The sequence below is a fragment of the Motiliproteus sp. genome, assembly GCF_965230735.1.
Classification (GTDB): domain Bacteria; phylum Pseudomonadota; class Gammaproteobacteria; order Pseudomonadales; family Balneatricaceae; genus Motiliproteus.
In genome coordinates, this window is record NZ_OZ246016.1 from 169,032 (window position 1) to 193,492 (window position 24,461).

A 24,461-nucleotide genomic window follows, 5' to 3' on the forward strand; every position below is an offset into this window, starting at 1 on the left:
GTTTTTTTATTAGCTAGCGCTTATCATCCCATCTCGGTCTTCGGCGGTTCAACCCCCATCCGGCTGGCTTCGATCACCGCCTGGGTCCGGCTATGGACGCCCAGCTTGCGCAGAATCGCGGTCACGTGAGCCTTGATAGTCGCCTCGGAGACATTCAACTCATAGGCGATCTGCTTGTTCAGCAGCCCTTCGGTCAGCATCATCAGCACGCGGAACTGCTGCGGTGTCAGCGAGCCCAGCTTTTCGGCAAACTCGGCATCTTCCGAGGTCACGCTGGCATCGCCGTCGGCAATTTCCTGCGGCAGCCAGACTTCACCTTCCAGCACCGCCTGAATCGCTTCAGAGATGGTTTCCAGCGGCGCCGACTTGGGGATAAAACCGGAGGCACCATACTCGATCGCCCGCAGCATCACCTGCGGCTCTTCGCTACCCGACACCACCACTACCGGCATGCTGGGATTTTGACCGCGAAGGTAAGCCAACCCGGTAAAACCACTGGTGCCGGGCATATGCAGATCGAGCAATACCAGATCAGCATCATCGTGGGTTTCCACGGTTTCCTGCAGTGAGGTCAGGGAGTCGGTTTCGATCATCTCGACCCCGGACACGGCCTGACTGACAGCCTGTTTCAACGCCGCACGAAACAGAGGATGGTCATCCGCGATGATAATTTTCTGGGCTAGCTGCATCCTATCACGTCCTCCATAGGCCTTACTTCGGAAGGCTCTAGACACAAAAAAACTCCCCTAGTGTAAAACACCTAGGGGAGTTTTCAACTACTGCTAATATGCAGCCTCTTCGCGTTGCTGCATAGGCGTCTTAGTCTTTGCGGTTCTGACGGTTGTTGATCAGATCGTCAACCACGGTCGGATCGGCCAGGGTCGAGGTATCGCCCAGGCTACCGAAATCATCCTCGGCCACCTTACGCAGGATTCGACGCATGATCTTACCGGAGCGAGTCTTCGGCAGACCCGGAGCAAACTGGATCAGATCCGGTGTTGCGATCGGACCTATCTCGGAACGAACCCAGGTGCGCAGCTCTTTCAGCAGCTCGTCGGACTCTTCGATACCGGCCTGCAGGGTGACGTAGACGTAGATGCCCTGACCCTTGATGTCGTGCGGGTAGCCCACCACCGCGGCCTCGGCCACTTTCGGGTGTGCAACCAGCGCCGATTCAACTTCGGCGGTACCCATCCGGTGGCCGGAGACGTTGATCACGTCATCGACACGACCGGTGATCCAGTAGTAACCATCTTCGTCACGACGGGCACCGTCACCGGTGGTGTAGTAGCCCTTGAAGGTGGAGAAGTAGGTCTGGACGAAGCGATCGTGATCACCCCAGATGGAGCGACCCTGGCCCGGCCAGCTGTCGGTGATAACCAGGTTACCGTCGGTGGCACCTTCGAGGATAGTACCCTCGTTGTCGACCAGCGCCGGCTGTACGCCGAAGAACGGACGGGTCGCAGAACCCGGCTTGGCAGCGGTCGCACCCGGCAGCGGCATAATCATCATGCCGCCGGTTTCGGTTTGCCACCAGGTATCGACGATCGGACAACGGCTCTGACCGACAATACGGTAGTACCACTCCCAGGCTTCCGGGTTGATCGGCTCACCCACCGAACCCAGCACCTTCAGGGTCGACAGATCAGAGTCACCCAACACGTCTTCACCCTGCTGCATCAACGCACGGATCGCGGTCGGGGCGGTGTAGAACTGGTTAACCTTGTGCTTTTCGATCACACGACCGAAGCGCGAGTTGTCCGGATAGCTCGGCACACCTTCGAACATCAGGCTGGTGGCACCGTTGGCCAGCGGACCGTAAACGATGTAGCTGTGACCGGTTACCCAACCCACGTCTGCGGTACACCAGTAGATGTCGCCGTCCTTGTAATCGAAGGCGTACTGATGAGTCATCGAGGCGTAAACCATGTAGCCACCGGTGGTGTGCTTCAGGCCCTTCGGCTGGCCGGTAGAACCGGAGGTGTAGAGGATGAACAACGGATCTTCGGCGCCCATCTCTTCCGGCGCACACTCGGCACTGGCGTCGGCAACGATCTCGTCGAACCAGACGTCACGGCTGTCGTCCCAGGCGATATCACCGCCGGTACGCTTGACCACGATCACTTTCTTGCAGCACTCGGTGCCGGCATTCTTCAGTGCCAGGTCGACGTTATCCTTCAGCGGAACCGCCTTACCACCACGCAGGCTCTGATCGGCGGTGATAACGATGTTGGATTGCCCCCCTTCGATCCGCGCCGCCAGCGCGTCCGGAGAGAAACCGCCGAATACGATCGAGTGAACCGCACCGATACGAGCACAAGCCAGCATCGCCACCGCCGCTTCCGGAATCATCGGCATGTACAGGGTAATCACATCGCCCTTCTTGGCGCCTTGGGCTTTCAGGGCGTTGGCAAACTTACACACGCGCTCGTACAGATCGCGGTAGGTGATGCTTTCGTCTTCGCTGGGATCGTCGCCTTCCCAGATGATGGCGACCTGATCACCGCGGCTTTCCAGGTGGCGATCCAGGCAGCTGACAGAGGCGTTCAGTGTGCCGTCTTCGTACCAACGGATATCCACATTGTGCGGATCGAAAGAGGTGTTCTTTACCCGGGTGTAAGGCTTCATCCACTCAATTCGACGACCATGCTCGCCCCAGAACCCTTCCGGATCCGTGATCGACTTCTCGTACATGGACAGGTAGGTGTCATTATCGACCCACGACTGGCTGGCGAATTCGGTGTCGACCGGATAGACCTTAGTTTCACTCATGCTGATGCCTCTACTATTTTTAGGAATCTGTTATTGGAATACGGCAACTTTGCTTATTATTGGCGGCTTGACGTTGGTGCATAAACCGCCGGTACGCAACCGAGCCCTATCGCTCGATATCTGTATCAAACTTTTATACCCAACCGCCCTTTGCCCTCTAATTAGACATTGGTCTACGCGCCCCCTATATATGGCTTTTCTACGACCAATTGGCAAAGCAATACCAACACTTTTGGACACCCCATGAACCTACCTATCATCATTGCTTGCGAAATGAGCAGTTCTGACTGGAACGCATTTCCGGTCGCCATCGCCTGGAGTCTAGCCGACGGACGGATCAAATCGACCCTGATTCAGCCCGAGCAGGAGTGGCTCGAACAGGAGCAGCTGCTGAGCCTCGACCCGGATCAGTTATTCATGGAAGGGCACAGCGCCAAATCGGTGCTGCACGAGCTGGTTCAGGACCTGGAGAGCGAGCCGCTCTACAGTGCCGATATCGATCAGGTCGGCCAGGCGCTGGATCAGCTCTACCAGAGCCTCGAGGGCCATAACGACCTGCCACTGCTACCGCTAAGACAACTGCTGGAAGATGTCGAGGATGAGGTCGAGCCCTGTCGGGAAGAGTGCCAGAGTCTGCTGCAGCTGGACCCCGGCCGAGCCGACGAACAGGTCCGGCTCTGGCTGGAGGTTTACGTCCGGCTGATACAAGACTGACCAGTTAGCTTTTCAGCAACGTATCCACATCAATGCCGCTATCGCGCATCTGCGCCAACTTATAACGCAGCGTCCGTGGACTGATACCCAGCTGGGCCGAGGCATCTTTACGGCTGCCGCGATGAGCCCGTAGCGCATCGATGATCAACTGGTACTCGTGCTGACGCAGATCATCACCCAGCTGTGGTGACGAACTCTCGGCTGACGTCGGTACTGCAGGCGCTGCCGAGGATAACGAAGCACCGGCCTGCATCGAAGTCGGGTTCAGACACAGATCGGGCGCCAGAATGGTCGTCCCGGTCTGCAGGATCAGCGCCCGCTGCATCACATTTTCCAGCTCACGCACATTGCCCGGCCAGTCGTGGCCCAGCAGCACCGGATGGGCGCTCGGATCCAGCTTAACCCCGACCCGGTTCATCTTGGCGGCATGTTTGGCCAGCAGGCGCTCGGCCAACGGCACCAGGTCTTCTGGACGCTCGCGCAACGAGGCCCAGCGCAGCGGGAAGATATTGAGCCGGTAGTACAGGTCTTCGCGGAATTTGCCTTCGGCCACGTACTGACCCAGATCGCGGTTGGTGGTGGCCAGCACCCGCACATCCAGTTTGATCACCTTGCGACCGCCGATCCGCTCGACCTCCTGCTCCTGCAGCACCCGCAGCAGCTTGGCCTGCAGCCCCAGATCCATCTCCGAGACCTCGTCCAGCAACAGGGTGCCGCCATCGGCCTGCTCGAACTTACCCGGCATACTGGCCACGGCCCCGGTGAACGCGCCCTTCTCATGGCCGAACAGGGTCGCTTCGAGCATATTCTCCGGAATCGCGGCACAGTTGATCGCCACGAACGGCTGTTCGGCACGAGGAGAATGCCGGTGTATGTACTGCGCCAGCACCTCTTTACCGGTGCCACTCTCGCCCATGATCAGCACGGTCGAATCGGTTTCCGCCACCCGCTGCGCCAGCTGCAACAGCTGCTTGGCGGATTCGGATTCGGCGATCGGTGCGTCGGCAACACCGGTTCCCAGTCGGGCGCCGGCATGGCGCTCGACGATATCGAGCAACTGATCGGGTTCGAACGGTTTGAGCAGGTAATCCACCGCGCCGTTGCGAATCGCATCCACCGCCCGATCCACCGCGCCGTAGGCGGTGATCAGCAATACCGGCAACGCCGGTTTCATCTGGTTGATGCGGGCCAGCAGATCATGGCCATCCATGCCGCCCATATTGACGTCACTGACCACCATATCGACACTCTCACGCTGCAGCAGCGCCAGCGCCGCCTCACCCGAGTCGGCTTCGCGGTAACGGTAACCGGCCAGTTCGAGGGTGTCGCAAAGCGCTTCGCGCAGCTCGGCGTCATCCTCAACCACCAGCACACAGGCTTTACTCATTGTTTGACTCCTGATCGGTTACATTCGGCGTTGTCGCCGCGTTGGCCGCATTGGTCTGCAGCGCGGCCGGATTCTTGTAGGGCAGTTTAAAGCCGGCGATCGTTCCCTGCCCCGCCACGGAATCGATCACGAAATCACCGTGATGAGCTCGGGCCACCACTTGGGCGACCGCCAAGCCCAGCCCGGTTCCCTGGGATTTGGTACTGTAGAACGGCTCCAGCGACTGGGCCAGTTGCTGAGCATCCATCCCCGGCCCATCATCCTGGACCTGCAGCCACAGATACTGCTGATCGATCGGCTGGCTACGTACCACCAGCTCCCGCGCACCGGCCTGGAGTGCATTGTTGACCAGATTCATCAACGCCCCGACCAGCGCCTCACGGTTACACTGCAGCAGCAAGGTCGGTGCCTCATTGATACAGTCGGCGTCCGCATCGGCATGGGTCAGCGGCACATCCAACGCATCTTCGATCGCGCTGAACAGCTGCTCGGTACTGATCAGGTCGGTCAGCTTGGTTTCGCCCCGAGCGAACACCAGCATGTCGCGCACCTGCTGTTCCAGCGAGCTGAGCCGGCCACGGACCTTGTTGGCAAACTTGATCCGCTGCTCGTCACGAAGCTCGGGCTTGGTCAGGTGGGCACTGTAGAGCATCGCTGCCGACAAAGGCGTACGGATCTGGTGGGCCAGCGACGCCATCATCTTGCCCATAAAGGAAAGCCGCTGAAAGTGCCCCAGCCGTGCCTGCAGCTCACGGGTTTCGGTCTGATCGGTCAGCAGAATAATCTGCCCCGGCTCGCCCTCCAGCGAACGGGTCGCCAGGCTGACCCGGCGGCCGCTTTTGAGCGACACTTCATGGCCATCATCCACCCGGGGGGCAAAACTACGCTGGATAATTTCACTCCAGATCTCACCCTGCAACGGCTCGCCCAGCAGCTCGACGGCGGCGGCATTGCATTCGCTGACCCGGCCCTGGTTATCCAGCACGATCACCCCACCGGGCAACAGCTGCAGCAGGTTCTCCAGCCGCATCGCGATCCGTTCTTTCTCGGCCAGCTCCTGCTCACGCTCTTCGGCCTGCTGTTGCAATTGCTGATTGAGCACCTCGACCTGCTGCTCCAACTCGGCATAAGAAGCGCTGAGCTGATCCGACAACTCATTGAACTGAGCAAAGGCCTCGGCCAGCTCACGCTCACGTTCGAGCAGCTGTTCGGGGGTCAGGCTGGGCTTGGGATCGGCCACGGGCGGCTACCGAGAGAAAGACAGATTCATTAGCGACGCACGATACCGAACTTGCGCATCTTCTCCACCAGTGTGGTACGGCGAATACTGAGCAGATCGGCGGCTCGGGCGACCACGTTGTCCGCTTCGGTCAACGCCTGTTCGATCAGCGACTGCTCCAGCTCACCCAGGTACTGTTTCAGGTCCAGCCCTTCGGGAGGCAGGTAACTGCTGGCGGTGGACAGTTCGATCATACCGGCATCATTGATCAACGGCGCATGCAAAGGCTGCTGCAGATGGGCGGGCAGCTCCTCGTCGTCGAGGTAGCGGAATTTCTGCGGTAGCTCGTTGACGCTGATCACCGCTCCCGGATGCAGAATCGACAGCCGCTCGACCAAGTTAGCCAGCTCGCGGACATTGCCCGGCCACTGGTGGCGCGACAACGACAGCAAGGCGCTGTCGTGGAATTGAATCTTGCCCAGGCCGCTGCTCTCGGCACGGCTGACCAGCTCGTTCAGCAACGCCGGCAGATCTTCCATCCGCTCGCGCAGCGCCGGCATCTCGATCGGGAATACATTGAGGCGGTAGTAAAGATCTTCGCGGAAGCTTCCGTCGGTGATCATGCTGTCGAGATCTTTATGGGTGGCGGCGATAATCCGCACATCCACTTCGATGGTACGGTTGCCGCCGACTCGTTCGAAACAGCGCTCCTGCAGCACCCGCAGCAGTTTCACCTGCATCGGCAGCGGCATATCGCCGATCTCGTCGAGAAACAGCGTGCCGCCGTCGGCCAGCTCAAAACGCCCCTGGCGGGAAGATACCGCGCCGGTAAAGGCCCCCTTCTCGTGGCCAAACAGCTCGCTTTCGAGTAGCTCCGGCGGAATCGCACCACAGTTAACCGGCACGAACGGTCCTTCGGCACGGGAGGAGCTGTTATGAAGATTGCGAGCCACCACCTCTTTACCGGTGCCGGACTCGCCGGTGATCAGCACGCTGACGTCACGGTCGGCCACCTGGGCCATCATCGCCCGCACCCGCCGCATCGGCAGCGAGCCACCAACCAGGTGGCTATATAGTTTGGAGTGATCCTCCCACAACCGCAGCTGACCATTGGCTGCCTCACGCTGCTGGCGGTAGAACTGAGCCTGATGCAGTGCGGTCAACAGCTGACCCTGCTGCAGCGGCAGATCGATCTGCCCCACCAGCATGCCCCGAAGCGGGGCACTCAATCCCTGGGAGCCGATCCAATCGGCAATCGACAGCACCGGCACATGGGGATCGCGCCCCTGTAGTTGGGTCAGCAACCCTTCCAATGCCACTTCCTGGCGGCAGTCACCGAGTACTACCGCCGTCATACCGGGCTCCAACACCCCCGGCTGTTGATTCCAGCCGGCGAAATCCACCGAACGGCAATCGATATCCGAATATTCCAACAACGCCTGAAGCATCCGGGAACGCTCGAGGTTGTCATCGATCAGCAACAGGGAGAGAGAATAACTCATGGCATCGGACTAACATTTTTTTTGACACCTGAAGTATTGAAAAGCGTCAAAGATTTGTCAATTCGATTCGATTACTTTGGGTCAGTTTTTTGGCGCCTCGGCGATCAAGATCAGCGTATCGGTGCAATCAATCTGCTCAAGCCGCTTCTCGTAGGCCCTATCCAGCTCGGGATCACTCAGGTCTGGCCAATATTGATGCCCGCCCGGTTTCCCCTGCGCCAGCCAGTGTAAGTGGTTGGCCAAGGGATAGCGCTGACAGCCCTCTATGCTGGCTACCCTGAAACCAGCCGCTTCCACAAACGCGACCAGCGTCTGGCGGCTATGAAGAATCAAGTGCTCGCTCCAAAAGGTGAAGGCCTTGAAGGTTTCCAGTTCCAACCGACTCAGCAGCAGGTCACCGGCATGGGGCACCTCAATCACCAACTGACCACCGGCCTGCATCCGCTGGCGAAGCTGTTTCAGGGTACCGATAGGATCAGTAAGATGCTCAAACACATGGAACAGTGTCACCACTTCAAAATCCTGCCGCTGTATCTGCTCGGTATCGGCGTAGACCTTGTAGCCAAGCTGCTGGAGCAATTCGCGCTTACCCTGCTGCGGTTCGACGGATGACGCTTCAGCCGCTAACGGCGCCAACGCATCGAGAATTCCCCCCGACCCGGTTCCGACATCCAACCAACGCCGCGAACTGATCATCGATCCGAAACGTTCTGCCCGTCGATCCGTATCCCGCTGGGATTGCTCTAGCGCCTGCTGTCGCTCCAACCGCCCCCAACCGCTGGCCGTTTTGTGTTCGTAATGGGACATATCCATATGATCATCCCGAGACAACACAAAGGCCCCACTGCGCTCACAACGCAGCACGGCTATATCCTCCCGATCGCGGACCCGGGAGAAGTAGGGTTGTATCGATTGGTCCGTTGCCAGACCAAGATCGATCAAGGTGTCAGCAATTCGTGTAGACATCAGAATTTCCAATGAAGCAATGCAGGATAAGCCCAGTATTGGGCTGCGATAGTGTCAAAAAAACCGTCCGATGAGTAGCGTCATAGCGATGGGCATTTCGGCATGATACATTCCCCGCCAACCGGTACCGGTCTCAAAATCGAAAAGATCGAATCATCGCTGCAAGTTTTTAATGGGATGGCCGATAGCTTAGGGACCGGGCAATACGTCAAGCATCAATTTTGCGGATCGGGATCACCCGTCACCGCCTGCAGTTGAGACCCCTCATGATTAAGCAAGACTCCTGTTATATCGTTGCTGAGATCGGCATCAATCATAATGGTGATCTGGATATCGCCAAGCAATTGATTGAACTGGCCAAGGATGTCGGCTGCGACGCGGTAAAATTCCAGAAACGCACCGTCGACGTGGTATATACCGCCGAAGAGCTGGAGCGCTACCGTGAGTCACCGTTTGGAACCACCAACGGAGCCCTCAAGTACGGCCTCGAGTTGAGCCTGGAGCAATACCAAGAGATCGATCGGTACTGCAAAGAACTGCAGATCGACTGGTTTGGTTCGCCTTGGGACGAGCAGTCCGTTGATTTCCTGATGGAGTTCGATACGCCTTATATCAAAGTGGCTTCCGCCAGCGCCACCGATAAAGGCCTGCTGGAGTACTGCAGCCGCACCGGTCGCCCTTTATTGGTGTCCACCGGTATGTGCGACCTGGCCATGATCAAAAAGATCGTTTCTACCATCGATAACGCCGGTGGTGAAATCGCCATGCTGTACCACTGCACCTCGACCTATCCGTCTGAAATGCACGAGCTGAACCTGTCCGGCATTCAGACCTTGAAGCAAGCCTTCCCCGGTATCCCGATTGGCTACTCCGGCCATGAGCCGGGTGTCACACCCTCGGTAATCGCCGTCGCCCTCGGCGCTGAATCGGTTGAACGGCACATCACCCTCAAACGCACCATGTGGGGATCAGACCATGCAGCATCGCTGGAACCCCAGGGCCTGCGGCGACTGGTACGAGATATTCGTGACTTCAAGGTTGCCCAGGGGGACGGCATTATCGAGCTGCTCGATACCGAGCGTCCGATTGCCGAGAAACTGCGCCGCAAATCCACGATCTGAATCCGTCGACCGAGCACTGTAGAATGAAGTTGAAAAAGATATTCCATGTCGGCGGCTGGAGCCGCAACTACGGTGACCTGGCGCTACAAAACGGGGTCATGTCGCAGTTCAATCGACACAGCGAACACGCGCTGGAGTTTGTCCCCATCCATTGCCAGCAAACCTGGATCCACCCGGATTTGATCGACATGATCAACCGCCAAGGCGACATGCTGTTGCTGGGCGGCGGCGGCATGGTATTCCACCGCCCCGAGGATGACAGCCACTCGGGCTGGCAATTCAACATCCGCACCGAAGACATCGATAAAATCGAGGTGCCGATTGTTGTCTATGCCATCGGTTTCAACCAGTTCTTTTACGACGATCGTGGCTTTAAGCCGCAAATGCCGGAAAACCTCCGCCGCGTTCAGCAGCGTGCCAAGATTTTCTCGGTCCGAAATCAAGGATCACGCCAAGCCCTGACCCGGCTGGGACTGGATCCGGAGCAGATCGAAGTGATACCGGATCCCGGTATGTTTACGGTTCCCAGCCCATTGCATTTACCGGAGCTGGAGGGTCACGACCTTCTGATTGGCCTCAACTGGGCCGGAGATCGTCCGTTCTACCGTTTCCCAGAGCCCTGGGAAGCGCATCGCAGTGCGGCGATCAATTCACTGTCCGATGCATTGAGCAAGGTGCTCGACCAGAGCGAAAACGGTCGCGTGGTCTTCGTACCTCATCTGCAGGAAAACATCGACTCCGAAGTCTATCCGCTGTTCAAAGAGCGGCTCGGGGATCGAATCGTCAATCTGGAACAGGTGGCTGGCCATATCTATCCGCCCTCCTATACCCAGTCAGGTTTTCTGGCCGACCTCTACCGCCAGATGGACTGTGTAATCGGCATGCGTGGCCACGCCAACATTATCCCGTTCGGGATGAACACCCCGATCGTCGGTTTCGGCAGCCATAACAAGAACCGTTTCTTCCTCGAAGAGTGCGGTTTGAGTGATTACATGATCGACACGAACCAGCTCGGACTGGGTGATCACAGCGAACAGATGTATCGGACGATTCGCGCCAGCCTGGACAACCGAGAAACGGTTAAAGCACAGATGACGTCTAAACTTGCTGAGTTCCAAACCACCACGGACGACTTCGTTCGCCGGGCATTGAGCTACCTGAAATAGGCGGTATCAACCAACCATGCTGAAACTTCTCAACCAGCCAATCGCCGCTATCGGCTTCGACTTCGACGGTGTTTTTACCGACAACCGGGTGCTCGTTGATCAGAACGGTGTCGAGTCGGTCTGGTGCCACCGCGGTGATGGACTCGGTATTTCACGCCTGCGCCAAGCCGGACTACCGATGACGGTTATCTCCTTAGAGACCAACCCGGTAGTCGCGGCCCGCTGCCAAAAGCTGCAGTTGCCGCACAACTCCGGCATCGAAAACAAGCGCCAGGTATTTTTGGACTGGCTGGACGATATCAACGTTGCGGTCGAGCAAGCCATCTTTATGGGTAACGATATTAACGATCTGGAATGCATGGCCGTTGCCGGTGTCAGCGTCACTGTCGCCGATGCTCATCCGGAGGTGCTAAGCCGCGCCGACCTGATCTTGAGTCAGCGCGGTGGTTTCGGTGCCGTGCGCGAACTGGCCGACCTGCTGCTACGCAACGGAATCAATCATGGCTAACGTCGCGATCATTCCGGCCCGTGGTGGATCCAAAGGGATCCCCGGTAAGAACATCATCGACCTGGGCGGCAAGCCGTTATTACAGTGGACCGTGGAAGCCGCCCTTGAGGCACAGCAGGTCGATCGAGTCATCGTCTCGACCGATTGCGAGCAGATTGCCGATGTGGCCCGAGCCTGCGGCGCCGAAGTGCCCTACCTGCGTCCGGCGGCACTGGCGGCCGACGAAGTTCACTCGATCCACGCGGTACTAAACGTGCTGAATTGGCTGCAGCAAAACGAGCATGCGTTGCCCGAGCACTGCGCCATGCTGCTGCCCACCAGCCCTCTTCGCAGCAGCCAGGATATCGATCGAGGCATGCAACGACTGGCAGAAGACCCCGAACATAGCGTCATCGGCATCACCGAAGCCCGCGTGCCGATTATCAGCTTACGCTGGGTACGGGAGGATCGGCTCGAACCTATTGGTGAATTTCCGAACCTGCAGTTGCAGCGCCAGGATGGTGACACGCTGTATCGGGTCAACGGCGCCTTCTTCGCAGCCTCTTGCGAAAAACTGCTCAAGGATCAAACGTTCCACAGTCCGGACGCCCGCCCGCTGTTGATGAATGGCCATCATTCACTCGACATCAACACCCCTGACGAACTGGCTTTGGCGCGGGTTTTAATCCAACATCCGGAATTATTCAGCTAATCATTAAACACTTAACGCCGAACCGAGACCCGTAAGGGGCAACGAAGAGAAACTATGAGCGACCAAACCCCATCGACCGACCCGGTTCAGCAGATCCAGCAGCAGTTCGCCAACAACCTTGCCTTCTTCCAGCAGTTCGCCCCGGCGATCTACGAGAAATACATCAACTACCAGCCGACCACGACTCGACTCGAGTACAGCCCCGACGAGAACTGCCTGCATCTGGTCGACATCAACAACGGCGGCCGCGTCTATCCGGAAAACCCACAACTTTTCAGTCGCCGGTGCGTTGAAGAGTTTCTGGACCAACCGATGCGAATGGAGGTCAAAGTTGCCAAGGTCTCCGAACAGCTGTGGAAACCGAAAACCCACATCTACCAATCCAACCGAATCATCGAAATGATCGATGAAGCACGGCAAGAAACCGCCCCGGGCATTCGCCAGCAAGAATCCTTTCTGCTGATGCAGGGGCTGGGGTTGGGTTATCAAATCGAAGAACTCCTGGCACGACTCGATATTCGCTACCTTTGCGTCATCGAACCCTCGGATGATTTCTTCTATGCGTCGCTGGCTGCTGTTGATTGGCAGGCGATCTACCAGCATTTCAGCCACGAAGATCGGGACTTCTGCTTGATCGTCGGCGAATCCGACGACAACACCATGGAGCATGTTCGCCAGTTTACTCGTGGCGTGGGTATCTACCACACCGCCTGCCCGCTGGTGTTCCAGCATTTAACCTCACCACAGTTAAGCCAGCTGGTCATCAAGATCGTCGAGGATATGCGGATCGTCCTGGGTCGTCTCGGCTTCTTCGAAGACGAAGGCATCGGTCTGGCCCACACCTATAATAATCTGGCGATGGGCGTTCCTCGCTTCCAACCGGATCTACCCAGCTACCACAAACTACGCAAAGCCCCGGTGATCGTGGCAGCCAACGGCCCATCATTGGACTCGGCCCGCGAGTTCCTGCTTGAGAATCAAAGCAAGGCGATTATCTGCTCTTGCGGTACCGCGCTGGAGAGTCTGCTCAATATGGGCATCAAACCTGACCTTCACTTCGAGAGCGAGCGCCTCAAGAGCACCTCAGAATGGGTCAAGAAGCTAACCACGGCCGAGCAGCGTAAAGGGATCACCATCCTGTCGCTCAACACCGTTCATAGCGAGACAATTAAACAGTTCGAGCACAGGGCGCTGTTCTTTAAGCCGCAGGATCTGGGTACCACCTTCTATCACGACTACCTTCGCCAGCCTGACGAGCAGATCATCGTGCCGAACTACTGCAACCCGACGGTCGGAAACGCGGGCCTCTCGTTCGCATCACTACTGGGCTTCCGCAACATCTATATGGTCGGACTGGATTTAGGCTACGGTGCCGACGACCAACACCACGCCTCTGCCGGCAAGCTGTTCGACCCTGAAGGCGCCAACTTTCAACGTCATTTTAAGCAGCTGACCCAAGTCGATGACGACACCAGCAAGCAGGTGCCGGGTAACTTCCGAGATAAAGTTCGAACCAACAGCGCCTGGCTTACCAGTCGGGTCTATGCCGAACGGCTGATCGCCGATACCCCAAGCAGCCAATACTTTAATCTGAGCGACGGCGTTCGTATTCAAGGTGCCGAGCCAACTCGACCGGAGCAGGTCAAGCTTAATAAGGCGCTAGACAAGAAAAGTCTACTCAAAAATCTGCGTCGCAACTTCACCCCAGTAAAGAAAGACGAGCTACCCGCCAGGGACGAGCTGCTAACACTGCTAAACGACAGCCAGTTGTTCCTGCAGGGCGCCTTGACGATCTTTTCCCAGCCGACTGAATCGATCGAACAAGCCGAAGATCAACTCAGCCAGCAGCACCTGCTTCTCAACACGACAGAGCCTCACTCTTTGAACTACCTACTGCTGCACGGCAGCGTACAGTACTTCGCAACGCTATTAATGCAGATCCTGAGATACTCAGCCAACGAGCATGGCGCCGTCACTCGCTTTAACCAAGCCGTGTCACTGTATCGCGAATTTCTACAGCACAGCCTTGAAAGCCTGGACGACAACTTCCTCGAGCTGGATGATCGGGTGCGGGGCTTCTAGCCCCGCCCGTCAAAATTCAAGATGAGAAGGCTGCACGATGGTGTCTGTTTTTTGACGAACTCCCTGTTATCTTCACGCCAAAAATCCACCAGTACGTTTTTCATCCATTGCCAGTTCGAAACGCCTGTCTATTAAACAGCCGTTTTAGAGCAAATAAAGCTTTCTATTCAACCAGTTACACTTGCGTCAAAAAAATTACAAAAAAACCCTAAAGCTCCCTCTTAGCCCGCCGTTAAGAAATACAACGGATGCTTGGGCTCAGCGCCCCATCGAGTTAACAGAATTACCATAGAGCGCCGCGGGACCCTCCCACAAAGAAGCGGCAAAGGAGCTTAAAATGGCAGTAATTAACACAAACGTTGCTTCTCTGAACGCTCAGCGCAACCTGGGTAAGTCACAGGGAGCCCTGCAAACTTCACTGCAACGCCTGTCCTCCGGTCTGCGCATCAACAGCGCCAAAGACGATGCTGCGGGTCTTGCGATCTCTAACCGTTTCACCACCCAGATCCGTGGCCTGAACCAAGCGGTTCGTAACGCCAACGACGGTATCTCCGTAGCCCAGGTGGCTGAAGGTGCGATGCAGGAAACCACCAACAACCTGCAGCGGATTCGTGAGCTGGCAGTTCAGGCGGCCAACGCCTCTAACTCCTCCACTGACCGTCAAGCACTGAACGCGGAAGTGACCCAGTTGGTTGCTGAGATCGACCGTGCCGCCAACACCACTACCTTTAACGGTGTTAAGGTTATCGACGGTTCCTTCTCCAGCCAAGCGTTCCAGATCGGTGGTAACAAAGGCGAGACTATCTCCTTCTCCATCGCCAGCATCAAAGCCAGCGCCCTGGGTGTCGGTTCATCCTCCAGCTACTCCGCCTCCGTTACCGGCTCAGCCGTAGGTGCAACTGCACTGGTCAGCGGCGAAGTACAGATTAACGGCTTCCAGGTTGCTGCGCCGGTTTCCGATGGTGTATCCAGCACCGGTGGTACCGCTTCCGGTATCGCTGTTGCCAATGCCATCAACGCCATCTCTGGTGACACAGGTGTTACCGCGACCGTTAACGCCACTACCGTCAGCAGCAACGCGGTTACTGCGACTGCCGCCGGTACCATCACCGAAACCATCAACGGTGTTCAGGTCAGCGTTAACGTCGCCGCCGGTACTACTGCTGCGGTTCTGGCTCAAAACGCTAACGCCTACGCGGCTGCAGTTAACTCCGTCAGCGACCAGACTGGCGTAACTGCCAGCGTCACCACCGCGTCTACCGGTGCGTACACACTGACAGCTACCGATGGCCGCAACATCGACATCGTCGCCAGCTCCCTGGCCGGTGCCGGTTCGTCCACTGCGACCACCCGCTCTTCTGTCGATCTGGCGTCTACTTCTTCCAACGGTATCACCATCTCCGGTACTACTGCTGGTCTGACCGCCGCCGGCCTGACTGCAGGTACCACTGCAGCGACCGTCACCGCTAACTCCGGCGTATCGTCCATCGACATCAGCACCGTAGCCGGTGCCGAGAACGCCCTGGCGATCGTTGATGCCGCACTGGCACGAGTTGACGGCGAGCGAGCTAACCTGGGTGCGATCCAGAACCGTCTGGACAGCACCATCGCCAACCTGTCTAACATCACCGAAAACGTATCCGCTGCCCGTTCACGGATTCAGGATGCCGACTACGCCGCAGAAACTGCCGAGCTGACTCGGAACCAGATCCTGCAACAGGCCGGTACCGCGATGTTGGCCCAGGCTAACCAGCTGCCGCAGTCAGTACTGTCGCTGCTACAATAAGCCTAACCGCAGTACACCAAAGGCCGGCGCAGCCGGCCTTTGGCTCTCCCACTAACGGAGGTTCATCATGAGTTCTGAGATTTCCATTTCCAGTACGAATCTGAGCCCTTCGTCCCGTTCTACCCCAGTAAGTTCTCCCGAAGCTCAATCCCAAACCGCCGCTGTAGACACAGCAACCGCGGTCGAAGCACAACAGCGTCGCGTCGAGCAGGCCCAAGAGACCCAGCAGGCCCGACTGGAGAGCATGGAACGCTTGGTCGAAGAGATTAATGCGTTTGCATCTCAGATTAGCCGCAATCTCAACTTCAGCGTTGACGACCCCACGGGGCATACTGTCATCACTGTCACTGAGAAAGAGAGCGGTGATTTGGTGCGTAAAATACCCTCTGAGGAATTTCTTGCCCTCAGTCAACACATACAGGATATGAACAACCTGTTATTTAAGGATAAGGCTTAGGCCGTTAAAATAACGACTTGAAGCTTTAGGAGGTCGTTATGGCAGGTACTATTTCATCACCGGGATTCGGTTCGACCCTGGACGTCAGCGCAATTGTTACGGCGCTGGTTAATGCGGAAATTGTCCCTAAAACCAGCAACATCGATCGCCGTGAAGCGACCTATCAATCCGAGCTTTCCGCAATTGGCCTGCTGCAATCGGCACTATCAGACTTTCAGTCTTCGCTTTCTGGTCTGAAGGACGCCGACAGTTTTAATGCCCGTACGGTTTCCAGCTCCGACCTGACCATTGCAACCGCCAGTGTCATGTCGGGCCAACAGCCTAGTACCGGTAGCTACAAGCTGGAAGTCAGCCAACTGGCCAACTCCCACAAGCTGATCTCCGATGCAGTTGCCGATGCCGATGATATCGGCACCGGCACCTTTACCCTGACCACGTTCGGTGCCGACAAGCTGGCGCCAAGCGATGGTGGCGATGCGGGTGATGGCGAGAGCTTCAGCATTGATTTTTCCACCGCCGATGCCGATACAGACGGCACCGTTACTCTGGCCGAACTGCGTGATGCGATCAACGATGCTGAAGACAACCCTGGCGTCACGGCAGCGATTATCAATACCGATGCCGGTGCTCAGTTGGTACTGACCTCCGATGACACCGGTCTTGAAAATGCCTTTGAGGTTTCAAGCAATTTCAGCGGCGTCAATGTAACCAACCTGGTCGACACCAACGACGTCAACTATGCCAAAGACGCGATTATCGAGATCGACGGACAAACCGTCACTGGCAGCAGTAACACCTTCGAAAACGCCATCGAAGGCCTAAGCATCACGGCACTGAAGACCAATGTCGGCGAGACTATCGACTTGAATGTCAGCGCTAGCACCACCAGCATCCGCCAGCAAATTGAAAGTTTCGTCACCGCCTACAATACCTTGCAGCAGCAGTTTTCTGACCAATCGCAATACGATGCCGAAACCACCCAGTCGACTCCGCTGTTTGCCGACTCATTGCTGCGAACGCTGAGCACCCAGGTACGTGCCGGTATGACCGGAAAGGTTTCTACCAGCGTCGGTAATATCGAAGCGCTGGCATCCATGGGTATCGTCAGCGACAACGAGGGTAAGCTGTCTATCGACACTGAGGCCCTGAACGATGCTATCGAAAACGACTATGACGGTATTGTGGCACTGTTTAGTAGTTCAGATGGTATCGCTAATCGACTCGATACCACCCTCGATAACTACCTCAACTCAGGCGGAACCTTTGATCAACGTACCGATTCGATCAATAGCCGCATCAGTGACCTCACCGATGAACGTGAAGCGGTAGCATTACGTGCGGAGAAACTCGAGGCACGGCTGCTGGCCCAGTTCAACGCCATGAGCCAGCTGGTCTCACAACTGAATTCAACCGGCGAGTGGTTGACCAGTTCACTCCAATCGCTACCCGGTGTTGTCCGTCAATCCAACGATTCCAACTAAGCTAAGGCCAATTCATGAGCATTAAAGCGATCAACGAATACAACAAAGTCGGCGTGAAGAGCGGTGTTGACCAGGCCACCCCGCACCGTATGGTTCAGATGTTGCTCGAGGGTGCACTGACCCGCATCGCCATTGCCAAGGGCCATATGGAGCGTAAAGAGCTGGCTCAGCAGGGCGAAGAGATCAGCAAAGCGATCACCATCGTCGGCGGCCTGCAGGCGACTCTGGATCCGGAAAAAGGCGGCGAAGTCGCCGGTAATCTGGATTATCTCTACGACCACATTGCTCAGGGGCTGATGCAGGCCAACAGCGAGTCATCAATCGAGAAGCTGGACCAGATCATCAATCTGTTGGTTGAGATCAAGAGCGGCTGGGATGCAATTCCGGTTGAGCACCATCAAACCACAGGGCTATCCGATAGCGAAGCAAGCAGCTAGCAATGAGCACCGCAAAGATCGATCTTAACGCCCTAATCGCAGAGGTCGATCAGGCGCTAGCTCTCGGTCAGGAACTGATCGAAGCGTTGGAAGCCGTAAAAACCGAGCCAGAACTACTGCCGGTGCTCGAGCGCCGGCAGCGACAGGTCCTATCACTACCTCTCGAGCAACTCCAAGGATTGGTTCTACCAACCCAGCTCACCAGCAAGCTATCGCTGCTGTGGCAGCAGGATGACCAAATTAACCATCTTGCAGTACAGCAACGTCGTGCTATCTCCCAAGCTATCAAGACATTCCGCATCGGCCAAAGCGGCGTCAAAGCCTATCAGAATATCTCTCAACAGAGCCGCTAAGCATAGCGATACAGAGCCCACCTCTTGCTGAAAACAACAACGCCGCTGGCATCCCTGCACAGCGGCGTCATTCTATTTCGCGCGTAATCGCGATCAGAGGAAGTTAAACAGCGTCAGGTTATTAACCCGGGCAAACGTCTGCTGGGCGGCCTGCAAGGCAACCTCTTGGAAGCTAAAGGCACTGATCGCTTCGGCATAATCCAGATCTTCCAGATTCGACAGCGCCGCTTTGGTAAAGATCTCGAAGTCTTCATTAATGGTCCGCTGATTTTCCAGCGTACTCAGCCGCCCACCCATCTGTGTCTGGGCACTGATAATGCCCTCCTGTCCCTGTTCCAGCTCATCCAAGGCCGTTGTCACCGCCTGGTTAACTTCATCGGCCGTCCCTCCGGCTTCCAGCGAGACTATCAGATTCTCAATGGAGGTCAGGATATTGCGCCGGGGAACATCCGGAGTGAATACCAGATCATCGGTCGTGCCGGAGCCACCCGCCGGCGGAGTCACAGCAAAGCTCAGGCCGATTTCGAGACTCAGATCCAATGTCACCGGTGCCAACCCATCGGGTACCGTGCCACTCAGATTATTGCCCGAGGTCCCTTTGACCGGATTGCCGTCACTGTCCAGCAGCGTATAGGTGGCAGGATCGCCTGGATTGGTACCGGCGACCACCTCCAGAGTCAGATCGCTACGACCGTTGGAGTTAACGTAATTGCGGAACACCTCCGGCTCGGACACCGAAACGCTGTAACCCGCCGGTGCCGGAGCCTGAACATTGGCAGCGGCTACCTGAATGGTCTGAAAGATATCTCGACCCGAGTCGGTGCTCTGGGTGAAAACTTCCGGACCCACTTGAATCAAACGGGTTTCATCATCCCCGTTGTAGGCGTAGACACCGCTGCCATCGTTTGAAAACGGCTGAGTCTTACCTTTGGCTCCGGCGAACAGGTATTCCCCTTGGGCATCCCGGGTGTTCATCAACCCCTGGATAAAGGTCTGCATCTCACGGATCTCACCGGCGATGCCTTTACGGTCAGCATCGGTCAAGGCGCCGTTGTTTGCCTGGATCGCCAGCTCTCGGACCCGGTCCGACGCATTCTGAATCTGCTGCAGGGTCTGCTCTTCCAAACTCAGGCGTCGCTCGGAGACCGTGATGTTCTCATTGTAGGTCTGGGTGGTCGTCAGCTCTCGCTGAAGCTTCAGAATCTGCGCCGCCGCCACCGGATCGTCCGCCGGACTGATCAGCTTCTTGCCGGTCGAAATCTGGTTTTGCAGGTTGGCAATGTTGGTTTGGCCCGTCTGAATATTACGGACACCGTTTTGAAAAATTTGCAGGCTGGATACACGCATGATTAGCCTCCAGTAGATGCCAGCAAAGTATCGAACAGGCTGCGTGCGGTATTGATCACCTGCGCCGCCGCCTGATATTGCTGCTGGAATTTAATGATATCGGCCGCTTCCTCATCCAGGTTAACGCCGGAGATTCCGTTACGAACCGCTTCGGCATTACGCATGATGGTTTCATTGGCCTGAAGGTTGATATTGGCCACGCTGGCGCTGGTACCAACCCGTTCGATCAGGCGCCCGTAGTTGTCCTGATAGGTCGCCCCCTCAATCACTTCAGCCTGTTGAAGGTTGGACAGCTGCAGCGCATTACGGTTATCACTGACGGCGCCGGTGTTGGGCGAAAAATCGATCTTATCGTTGACCGACGGTTTTCCACTGACCGTCGCGGTAAAGCCGTTAAACTGAATCGGCTGCCCCTCGGTGTAGGTGCGATTCGTCGCCGCGCTGCCGTCATCGAATACATACGCGATCGGATTATTCGGATCGCTGACATCAAAGGCGTTATAGGTTCCGTCGGCATTAAACACGATCTGAACCGGCGGGTTGTTCACCAACGCCAACTCCATCGACACTGCGCTTCCCTGCTGGCCGAAATTGGTCGGTTCCTGGATGATAATTCCATCAACGCTCAGGGTTCCCAGATTGTCTTCCGCCGTCTCTGCCCGAACCGGTGAAGCAAAGGCCAACTCGCGCCCCGACTTCAATTCGACACTGAGCGACTCAGCTCCGGTCCGAACCGGCATGATCAACACCTGGTCATTCTCGCCGAAGGCCTCGCCTTTAGCCGTCCTCAGATCGATGTCGATGCCATCGATATTTAATCGCAGCGTACCATTGGCAACGTCCTGATCCAGGGTCATATCCTGATAACTGTCAGCTGCCAGCGCACCGTTGCGAGCGGTGAAATCGTTCTGGGTAAAGATCTGACCGTCGGATTTCCGGGTCACGGTAAAGGAGTTGCCTTCACCGAACTTGACCACGTAGTCACTGGCGTTCAGCAAGGAGGTATCCCGAATCACCACATCGGACAGCGAACTCATCGGACTCTGATTGGTACTGAAGGCGCGGACTTCACCGGTCGTTTTCAGATCGCTGAACAGCTCATTGGCCATCCGACCATCGATATCCACGCCCTTGATATGCTGCTCGTTCATGGTGTCGGAAAACACGATGGCCAAGCGCCCCAACTCATTCCAGGAGGGGATCAGCAGCTCATCCTTAATCCGCAACAGACCACCGATCTCACCATCGTTAATCTGATCATCGATCTTGATTCGCTTATCGTTGATCGACAGGTGGATATCCACGTCGTTGATATCCGGATCGCCCTGGCTATAGGTCACGGTACTGGCATTACCACCGATAACCAGCGGCTGACCGTTGCCCACATAGAGATTGATATCGGTACTGCCGGTACTAGTTTGAACCGTCACCCCCAGCTTCTCGCTGAGCCCCATGATCATCTGATCACGCTGATCCTTCAGCTCGTTGGCCGGCTCCCCCCGGGAATCCGCCAACCGGATAAGGTCGTTCAGATCAGCTACGATCTTGGCCATCTGATTGACTTCATCGGTGGCGCTGTTGAGCTTGGTATTGACCGCGTCGTTCTGGGCCCGAAGTTGACGATCGACCTCGACAAAACGTTCGGCCGTCGCATCGGCCTGAGCCAGGATCAGTTCACGGTTGGGAATTGATGAGGGGTCATCCACACCGGTCTGCAAGGCGCTGAAGAACTGGTCCAGCGAAGCGGAAAGGCTGGTATTGGAGTTGGCCAACAGGTTATCCAACTGCCCGGCATAGAAGGCAAAGGCGTCGGAAGACTGAAAAGCCGCCGAGCTGCTCCAGTGCTGCTGTTGCGAGAACAGATCCACCACCCGATTGATGCTGAGAATCTGCACTCCCTGTTCGGGAGCCGCGCGAGAACTTAAATCGATTTGCTGGCGCGAGTAGCCGGGGGTATTAACGTTGGCGATGTTGTTACTCGCCACTTCAAACCCACGCTGGGCAACACTTAGGCCCTGCAGAGCGATATTGATGGTCATGTTAAACCTCCTGAGAGATTACTACGTTTATTGCGCGGGCTGGATCAGGTCGCTAAATGTCGTTTGTCGCTATCTCGACCGACCAACCGCTACGCTCAACTCTCGGTACTGTTTTGAGTCCTAATTCTGAGTACTAACTTTGAGTACTACCCTTCGATACTTTCTGATACGCATTACGAAACAGATCGCTGCTCAGAATGCCTTGAACCTTACTGCTATAGGCCGGATCCGTTGCATAGCCGGCCAGTTGTAGCTGTTCGATATAGCTGTGGCTATCACCGGCCCGGCCCAGTGCCTGTTGATAACGCGGGCTCTCACTGATAAAAGCCAGATAGTCCTGCATACTGTGCCGATAGGAGTCGTAAGCACGGAACGAAGCCCGCTCCTGCTGCGTAATCCCGTCACGGAACTCCAGCGTGTTGCTGGCGACCCGATCACCCTGCCAGCGCTGATCGGCCTTGATGCCGAACAGGTTGTAGCTGTTGCCGCCGTCGGCTCGACGCGGCAAATGTTTGCCCCATCCGGTCTCCAGTGCCGCCTGGGCCACCAACACCTCCGCATCAACGGAACTGTCGGCGCTGACCTGTCTAGCGATTGGCATCATCGACTGCACGAAAGCTTGCGGAGACTCGAATCGATCCGGCAGTTCAGCGACTTCGTTACCCTTCACTTGAGTATTACGGTCGGACCCAACCGCCGCCGCAGACCCCAACTGCTCCTGCTGTGAGCGAATCCGCGCTTGCTGCAGCAGCGCAGCAAGATCCCCTGAAGCATGATTAACCGTTTGATTAGGTTGGATAACTTTCTGTTGATCCACCTCTATCGGATGACTGCTGGGAGTCAGTTGACGAACCAGCACTTCGCTCAAACCAATTCCCTTGCCCGACGACAGGGAAACACTCAACTGCTGGTCCAGCATCTCCTGGTAGAACTTGCTCTCACTGCTATCGAACAGCCCGCCTTCAGACAGGGCTTCGTTGGCCTGACGCATGTTCTTGAGCAGCATATTGAGGAACAACGATTCGAACTGTTCCGCCACCGCCTTCAAGGCACGCGGATCGTCATCCCGATTGGCCTGCTTAAGCTTATTCAGCTCATTCAGATCGGTATATGACTTGATGGAAAGGTCGTTGCTGGTCATGCTTGGCTCCGGTAAAGCGGCAATTGCGCGCCGCCATACCTGTTTAATGCATAACCAATGCCAACTTTCTCGACAGACAGAGACTGCCCGGTTTGCACTGCCAATCCAGGCGTACAGAGCGGGCCTGGGACCCAGACCCTAGTGACTTTTTCGATAAGCCGGTTAGATCACCACCAACTCAGCCTTCAGCGCCCCCGACTGTTTCAGAGCTTCAAGAATCGCCATTAGATCACCGGGCGCAGCGCCAACCTGATTGACCGCTTCGACAATCTCGTTGAGCGAAGCCCCTGGCTGGAACGAGAACATATGGCCGCTGTTTTCATCCACTTCGATGCCGCTTCGCGGCACCACCACGGTGTCGCCACCCGCAAAAGCGCCGGGCTGGTTGGCTTCCGGGTTTTCCAGTATCGAAACTGTCAACCCGCCATGGGTAATGGCAACCGGTGACACCCGCACATTTTCACCGATAATGATGGTGCCGGTGCGTGAATTGATGATCACCTTGGCAACCTCGGCGGCCGGTTCGACCTCCAGATTCTCCAGCACCGACAGGTAGGTGACTCGTTGACTGGCATCACGGGGGGCGCGCACCCGAATCGAGGTGGCATCCACCGAGGTCGCCACTTCCGGTCCCAGCAAGCCGTTGATCCGCTCTGCGACCCGGCGGGACGTGGTGAAGTCCGGGGTGTGTAGATTCAGCACCAAATGATCGCCACGGGCAAAGGGTGTCGGCACCGATCGTTCCACCGTCGCCCCACTGGGAACCCGGCCAACACTGGGGACATTGATGGTGATCCGCGAACCGTCCAGCCCCTCGGCACCCAATCCCCCTACAACCAGATTACCCTGGGCCATCGCATAGACCTGACCGTCGGCGCCTTTCAGCGGCGCCATCAGCAGACTGCCGCCGCGCAGGCTGGAGGCGTCACCGATCGAGGAGACGGTCACGTCGAGCAACTGGCCCGGTTTGGCAAACGGCGGCAGCTCGGCATGGATCGACACCGCGGCGATATTCTTGGACTGCGGGTTGGTTCCCGGCGGCAGCGTCAAACCGAACTGGGTCAACATGTTTCTGAAGGTCTGGGAGGTAAAGCTGACCTTGTCACCGGTGCCACTCAACCCGACCACCAGACCATAGCCAACCAGCTGGTTAGGCCGTACCCCGGCCACATCGGTAATATCCTTGAGCCGCTCCGCCTGGGCACCGACGCTAACCAGCGTACTCAGCAGCAAGATCAGTAGATTACGGGTTGTTGTTGTCATCATCAGCTACCTGCTTGGACTTGCCAAAG

The 24,461-nt window shown here is 56.8% G+C and carries 21 protein-coding genes; 11 read left to right on the forward strand and 10 right to left on the reverse strand.

Annotated features, from left to right (window positions below; genetic code table 11):
* Nucleotides 1-23 precede the first annotated feature (23 nt).
* Together ACO05M_RS00795 and acs are read right to left on the reverse strand one after the other, a co-directional pair.
* The gene (locus tag ACO05M_RS00795; RefSeq protein WP_421866738.1) at nt 24-689 is read right to left on the reverse strand and encodes a response regulator; all 666 of its coding nucleotides are present in this window, start codon (nt 687-689) and stop codon (nt 24-26) included.
* Nucleotides 690-819: 130 nt separating this feature from the next.
* On the reverse strand, nt 820-2,772 hold the full coding sequence (gene acs, locus ACO05M_RS00800; RefSeq protein WP_421866740.1) for an acetate--CoA ligase: 1,953 nt from the start codon (nt 2,770-2,772) through the stop codon (nt 820-822).
* 243 nt (nt 2,773-3,015) lie between these two features.
* Here acs and ACO05M_RS00805 point away from each other — a divergent pair, with 243 nt between their 5' ends.
* Nucleotides 3,016-3,486, forward strand: a complete 471-nt coding sequence (locus ACO05M_RS00805; protein WP_421866742.1) for a hypothetical protein — start codon at nt 3,016-3,018, stop codon at nt 3,484-3,486.
* 4 nt (nt 3,487-3,490) lie between these two features.
* Here the strand turns inward: ACO05M_RS00805 and ACO05M_RS00810 are convergent, their stop codons facing one another.
* The 4 genes from ACO05M_RS00810 to ACO05M_RS00825 all read right to left on the reverse strand — a co-directional run bounded on the left by ACO05M_RS00810 (nt 3,491) and on the right by ACO05M_RS00825 (nt 8,560).
* The gene (locus tag ACO05M_RS00810; RefSeq protein ID WP_421866743.1) at nt 3,491-4,873 is read right to left on the reverse strand and encodes a sigma-54-dependent transcriptional regulator; all 1,383 of its coding nucleotides are present in this window, start codon (nt 4,871-4,873) and stop codon (nt 3,491-3,493) included.
* Nucleotides 4,866-6,113, reverse strand: coding sequence for a sensor histidine kinase (locus ACO05M_RS00815; RefSeq protein ID WP_421866745.1), 1,248 nt, complete (start codon nt 6,111-6,113; stop codon nt 4,866-4,868). Before ACO05M_RS00815 ends, ACO05M_RS00810 begins: the two co-directional genes overlap by 8 nt.
* Before the next feature lie 29 nt (nt 6,114-6,142).
* Complete coding sequence (locus ACO05M_RS00820) at nt 6,143-7,594, reverse strand: sigma-54 dependent transcriptional regulator (protein ID WP_421866747.1); 1,452 nt, start codon at nt 7,592-7,594, stop codon at nt 6,143-6,145.
* Between the two features lie 81 nt (nt 7,595-7,675).
* Nucleotides 7,676-8,560 carry a class I SAM-dependent methyltransferase gene (locus ACO05M_RS00825; RefSeq protein ID WP_421866749.1) on the reverse strand — a complete coding sequence of 295 codons (885 nt, stop codon included), beginning with the start codon at nt 8,558-8,560 and terminating at the stop codon, nt 7,676-7,678.
* 266 nt (nt 8,561-8,826) lie between these two features.
* Here ACO05M_RS00825 and ACO05M_RS00830 point away from each other — a divergent pair, with 266 nt between their 5' ends.
* From ACO05M_RS00830 to ACO05M_RS00875, 10 genes are all read left to right on the forward strand, one after another.
* The gene (locus ACO05M_RS00830) at nt 8,827-9,681 is read left to right on the forward strand and encodes an N-acetylneuraminate synthase family protein (RefSeq protein WP_421866751.1); all 855 of its coding nucleotides are present in this window, start codon (nt 8,827-8,829) and stop codon (nt 9,679-9,681) included.
* 23 nt (nt 9,682-9,704) lie between these two features.
* Complete coding sequence (locus ACO05M_RS00835) at nt 9,705-10,847, forward strand: polysaccharide pyruvyl transferase family protein (RefSeq protein ID WP_421866752.1); 1,143 nt, start codon at nt 9,705-9,707, stop codon at nt 10,845-10,847.
* Between the two features lie 16 nt (nt 10,848-10,863).
* On the forward strand, nt 10,864-11,355 hold the full coding sequence (locus tag ACO05M_RS00840) for a KdsC family phosphatase (RefSeq protein ID WP_421866754.1): 492 nt from the start codon (nt 10,864-10,866) through the stop codon (nt 11,353-11,355).
* Complete coding sequence (locus tag ACO05M_RS00845; RefSeq protein ID WP_421866756.1) at nt 11,348-12,046, forward strand: cytidylyltransferase domain-containing protein; 699 nt, start codon at nt 11,348-11,350, stop codon at nt 12,044-12,046. The genes ACO05M_RS00840 and ACO05M_RS00845 overlap by 8 nt, the downstream gene beginning before the upstream one ends.
* 54 nt (nt 12,047-12,100) lie before the next feature.
* Nucleotides 12,101-14,128, forward strand: coding sequence for a 6-hydroxymethylpterin diphosphokinase MptE-like protein (locus ACO05M_RS00850; RefSeq protein ID WP_421866758.1), 2,028 nt, complete (start codon nt 12,101-12,103; stop codon nt 14,126-14,128).
* A gap of 337 nt (nt 14,129-14,465) precedes the next feature.
* A complete protein-coding gene (locus tag ACO05M_RS00855) occupies nt 14,466-15,914 on the forward strand; it encodes a flagellin (protein ID WP_421866760.1) in 1,449 nt (482 codons plus the stop codon).
* 67 nt (nt 15,915-15,981) lie between these two features.
* Complete coding sequence (locus tag ACO05M_RS00860) at nt 15,982-16,371, forward strand: flagellar protein FlaG (protein WP_421866762.1); 390 nt, start codon at nt 15,982-15,984, stop codon at nt 16,369-16,371.
* A 38-nt stretch (nt 16,372-16,409) separates the two neighbouring features.
* Nucleotides 16,410-17,852 (forward strand): flagellar filament capping protein FliD, encoded by a 1,443-nt coding sequence (gene fliD, locus ACO05M_RS00865; protein ID WP_421866764.1) that lies wholly within the window; start codon nt 16,410-16,412, stop codon nt 17,850-17,852.
* Between the two features lie 14 nt (nt 17,853-17,866).
* Entirely contained in the window at nt 17,867-18,289 is a 423-nt protein-coding gene (fliS, locus tag ACO05M_RS00870; RefSeq protein WP_421866766.1) for a flagellar export chaperone FliS, read from the forward strand.
* A gap of 2 nt (nt 18,290-18,291) precedes the next feature.
* The gene (locus tag ACO05M_RS00875; RefSeq protein WP_421866768.1) at nt 18,292-18,642 is read left to right on the forward strand and encodes a hypothetical protein; all 351 of its coding nucleotides are present in this window, start codon (nt 18,292-18,294) and stop codon (nt 18,640-18,642) included.
* A gap of 93 nt (nt 18,643-18,735) precedes the next feature.
* Here ACO05M_RS00875 and flgL read toward each other — a convergent pair whose 3' ends face one another.
* From flgL to ACO05M_RS00895, 4 genes are all read right to left on the reverse strand, one after another.
* Nucleotides 18,736-19,989, reverse strand: coding sequence for a flagellar hook-associated protein FlgL (gene flgL, locus ACO05M_RS00880; RefSeq protein ID WP_421866770.1), 1,254 nt, complete (start codon nt 19,987-19,989; stop codon nt 18,736-18,738).
* Between the two features lie 2 nt (nt 19,990-19,991).
* Nucleotides 19,992-22,028, reverse strand: a complete 2,037-nt coding sequence (gene flgK / locus ACO05M_RS00885) for a flagellar hook-associated protein FlgK (protein ID WP_421866771.1) — start codon at nt 22,026-22,028, stop codon at nt 19,992-19,994.
* A 133-nt stretch (nt 22,029-22,161) separates the two neighbouring features.
* Nucleotides 22,162-23,169 (reverse strand): flagellar assembly peptidoglycan hydrolase FlgJ, encoded by a 1,008-nt coding sequence (flgJ, locus tag ACO05M_RS00890; RefSeq protein WP_421866772.1) that lies wholly within the window; start codon nt 23,167-23,169, stop codon nt 22,162-22,164.
* A gap of 162 nt (nt 23,170-23,331) precedes the next feature.
* Entirely contained in the window at nt 23,332-24,432 is a 1,101-nt protein-coding gene (locus ACO05M_RS00895) for a flagellar basal body P-ring protein FlgI (protein WP_421870816.1), read from the reverse strand.
* Between the last annotated feature and the right edge of the window lie 29 nt (nt 24,433-24,461).

Coding starts and splice junctions, on each gene's coding strand:
- ACO05M_RS00795 (WP_421866738.1), bottom strand. CDS start 689: ATGCAGCTAGCCCAGAAAATTATCATCGCGGATGACCATCCTCTGTTT.
- acs (WP_421866740.1), bottom strand. CDS start 2,772: ATGAGTGAAACTAAGGTCTATCCGGTCGACACCGAATTCGCCAGCCAG.
- ACO05M_RS00805 (WP_421866742.1), top strand. CDS start 3,016: ATGAACCTACCTATCATCATTGCTTGCGAAATGAGCAGTTCTGACTGG.
- ACO05M_RS00810 (WP_421866743.1), bottom strand. CDS start 4,873: ATGAGTAAAGCCTGTGTGCTGGTGGTTGAGGATGACGCCGAGCTGCGC.
- ACO05M_RS00820 (WP_421866747.1), bottom strand. CDS start 7,594: ATGAGTTATTCTCTCTCCCTGTTGCTGATCGATGACAACCTCGAGCGT.
- ACO05M_RS00825 (WP_421866749.1), bottom strand. CDS start 8,560: ATGTCTACACGAATTGCTGACACCTTGATCGATCTTGGTCTGGCAACG.
- ACO05M_RS00830 (WP_421866751.1), top strand. CDS start 8,827: ATGATTAAGCAAGACTCCTGTTATATCGTTGCTGAGATCGGCATCAAT.
- ACO05M_RS00835 (WP_421866752.1), top strand. CDS start 9,705: ATGAAGTTGAAAAAGATATTCCATGTCGGCGGCTGGAGCCGCAACTAC.
- ACO05M_RS00840 (WP_421866754.1), top strand. CDS start 10,864: ATGCTGAAACTTCTCAACCAGCCAATCGCCGCTATCGGCTTCGACTTC.
- ACO05M_RS00845 (WP_421866756.1), top strand. CDS start 11,348: ATGGCTAACGTCGCGATCATTCCGGCCCGTGGTGGATCCAAAGGGATC.
- ACO05M_RS00850 (WP_421866758.1), top strand. CDS start 12,101: ATGAGCGACCAAACCCCATCGACCGACCCGGTTCAGCAGATCCAGCAG.
- ACO05M_RS00855 (WP_421866760.1), top strand. CDS start 14,466: ATGGCAGTAATTAACACAAACGTTGCTTCTCTGAACGCTCAGCGCAAC.
- ACO05M_RS00860 (WP_421866762.1), top strand. CDS start 15,982: ATGAGTTCTGAGATTTCCATTTCCAGTACGAATCTGAGCCCTTCGTCC.
- fliD (WP_421866764.1), top strand. CDS start 16,410: ATGGCAGGTACTATTTCATCACCGGGATTCGGTTCGACCCTGGACGTC.
- fliS (WP_421866766.1), top strand. CDS start 17,867: ATGAGCATTAAAGCGATCAACGAATACAACAAAGTCGGCGTGAAGAGC.
- ACO05M_RS00875 (WP_421866768.1), top strand. CDS start 18,292: ATGAGCACCGCAAAGATCGATCTTAACGCCCTAATCGCAGAGGTCGAT.
- flgL (WP_421866770.1), bottom strand. CDS start 19,989: ATGCGTGTATCCAGCCTGCAAATTTTTCAAAACGGTGTCCGTAATATT.
- flgK (WP_421866771.1), bottom strand. CDS start 22,028: ATGACCATCAATATCGCTCTGCAGGGCCTAAGTGTTGCCCAGCGTGGG.
- flgJ (WP_421866772.1), bottom strand. CDS start 23,169: ATGACCAGCAACGACCTTTCCATCAAGTCATATACCGATCTGAATGAG.
- ACO05M_RS00895 (WP_421870816.1), bottom strand. CDS start 24,432: ATGACAACAACAACCCGTAATCTACTGATCTTGCTGCTGAGTACGCTG.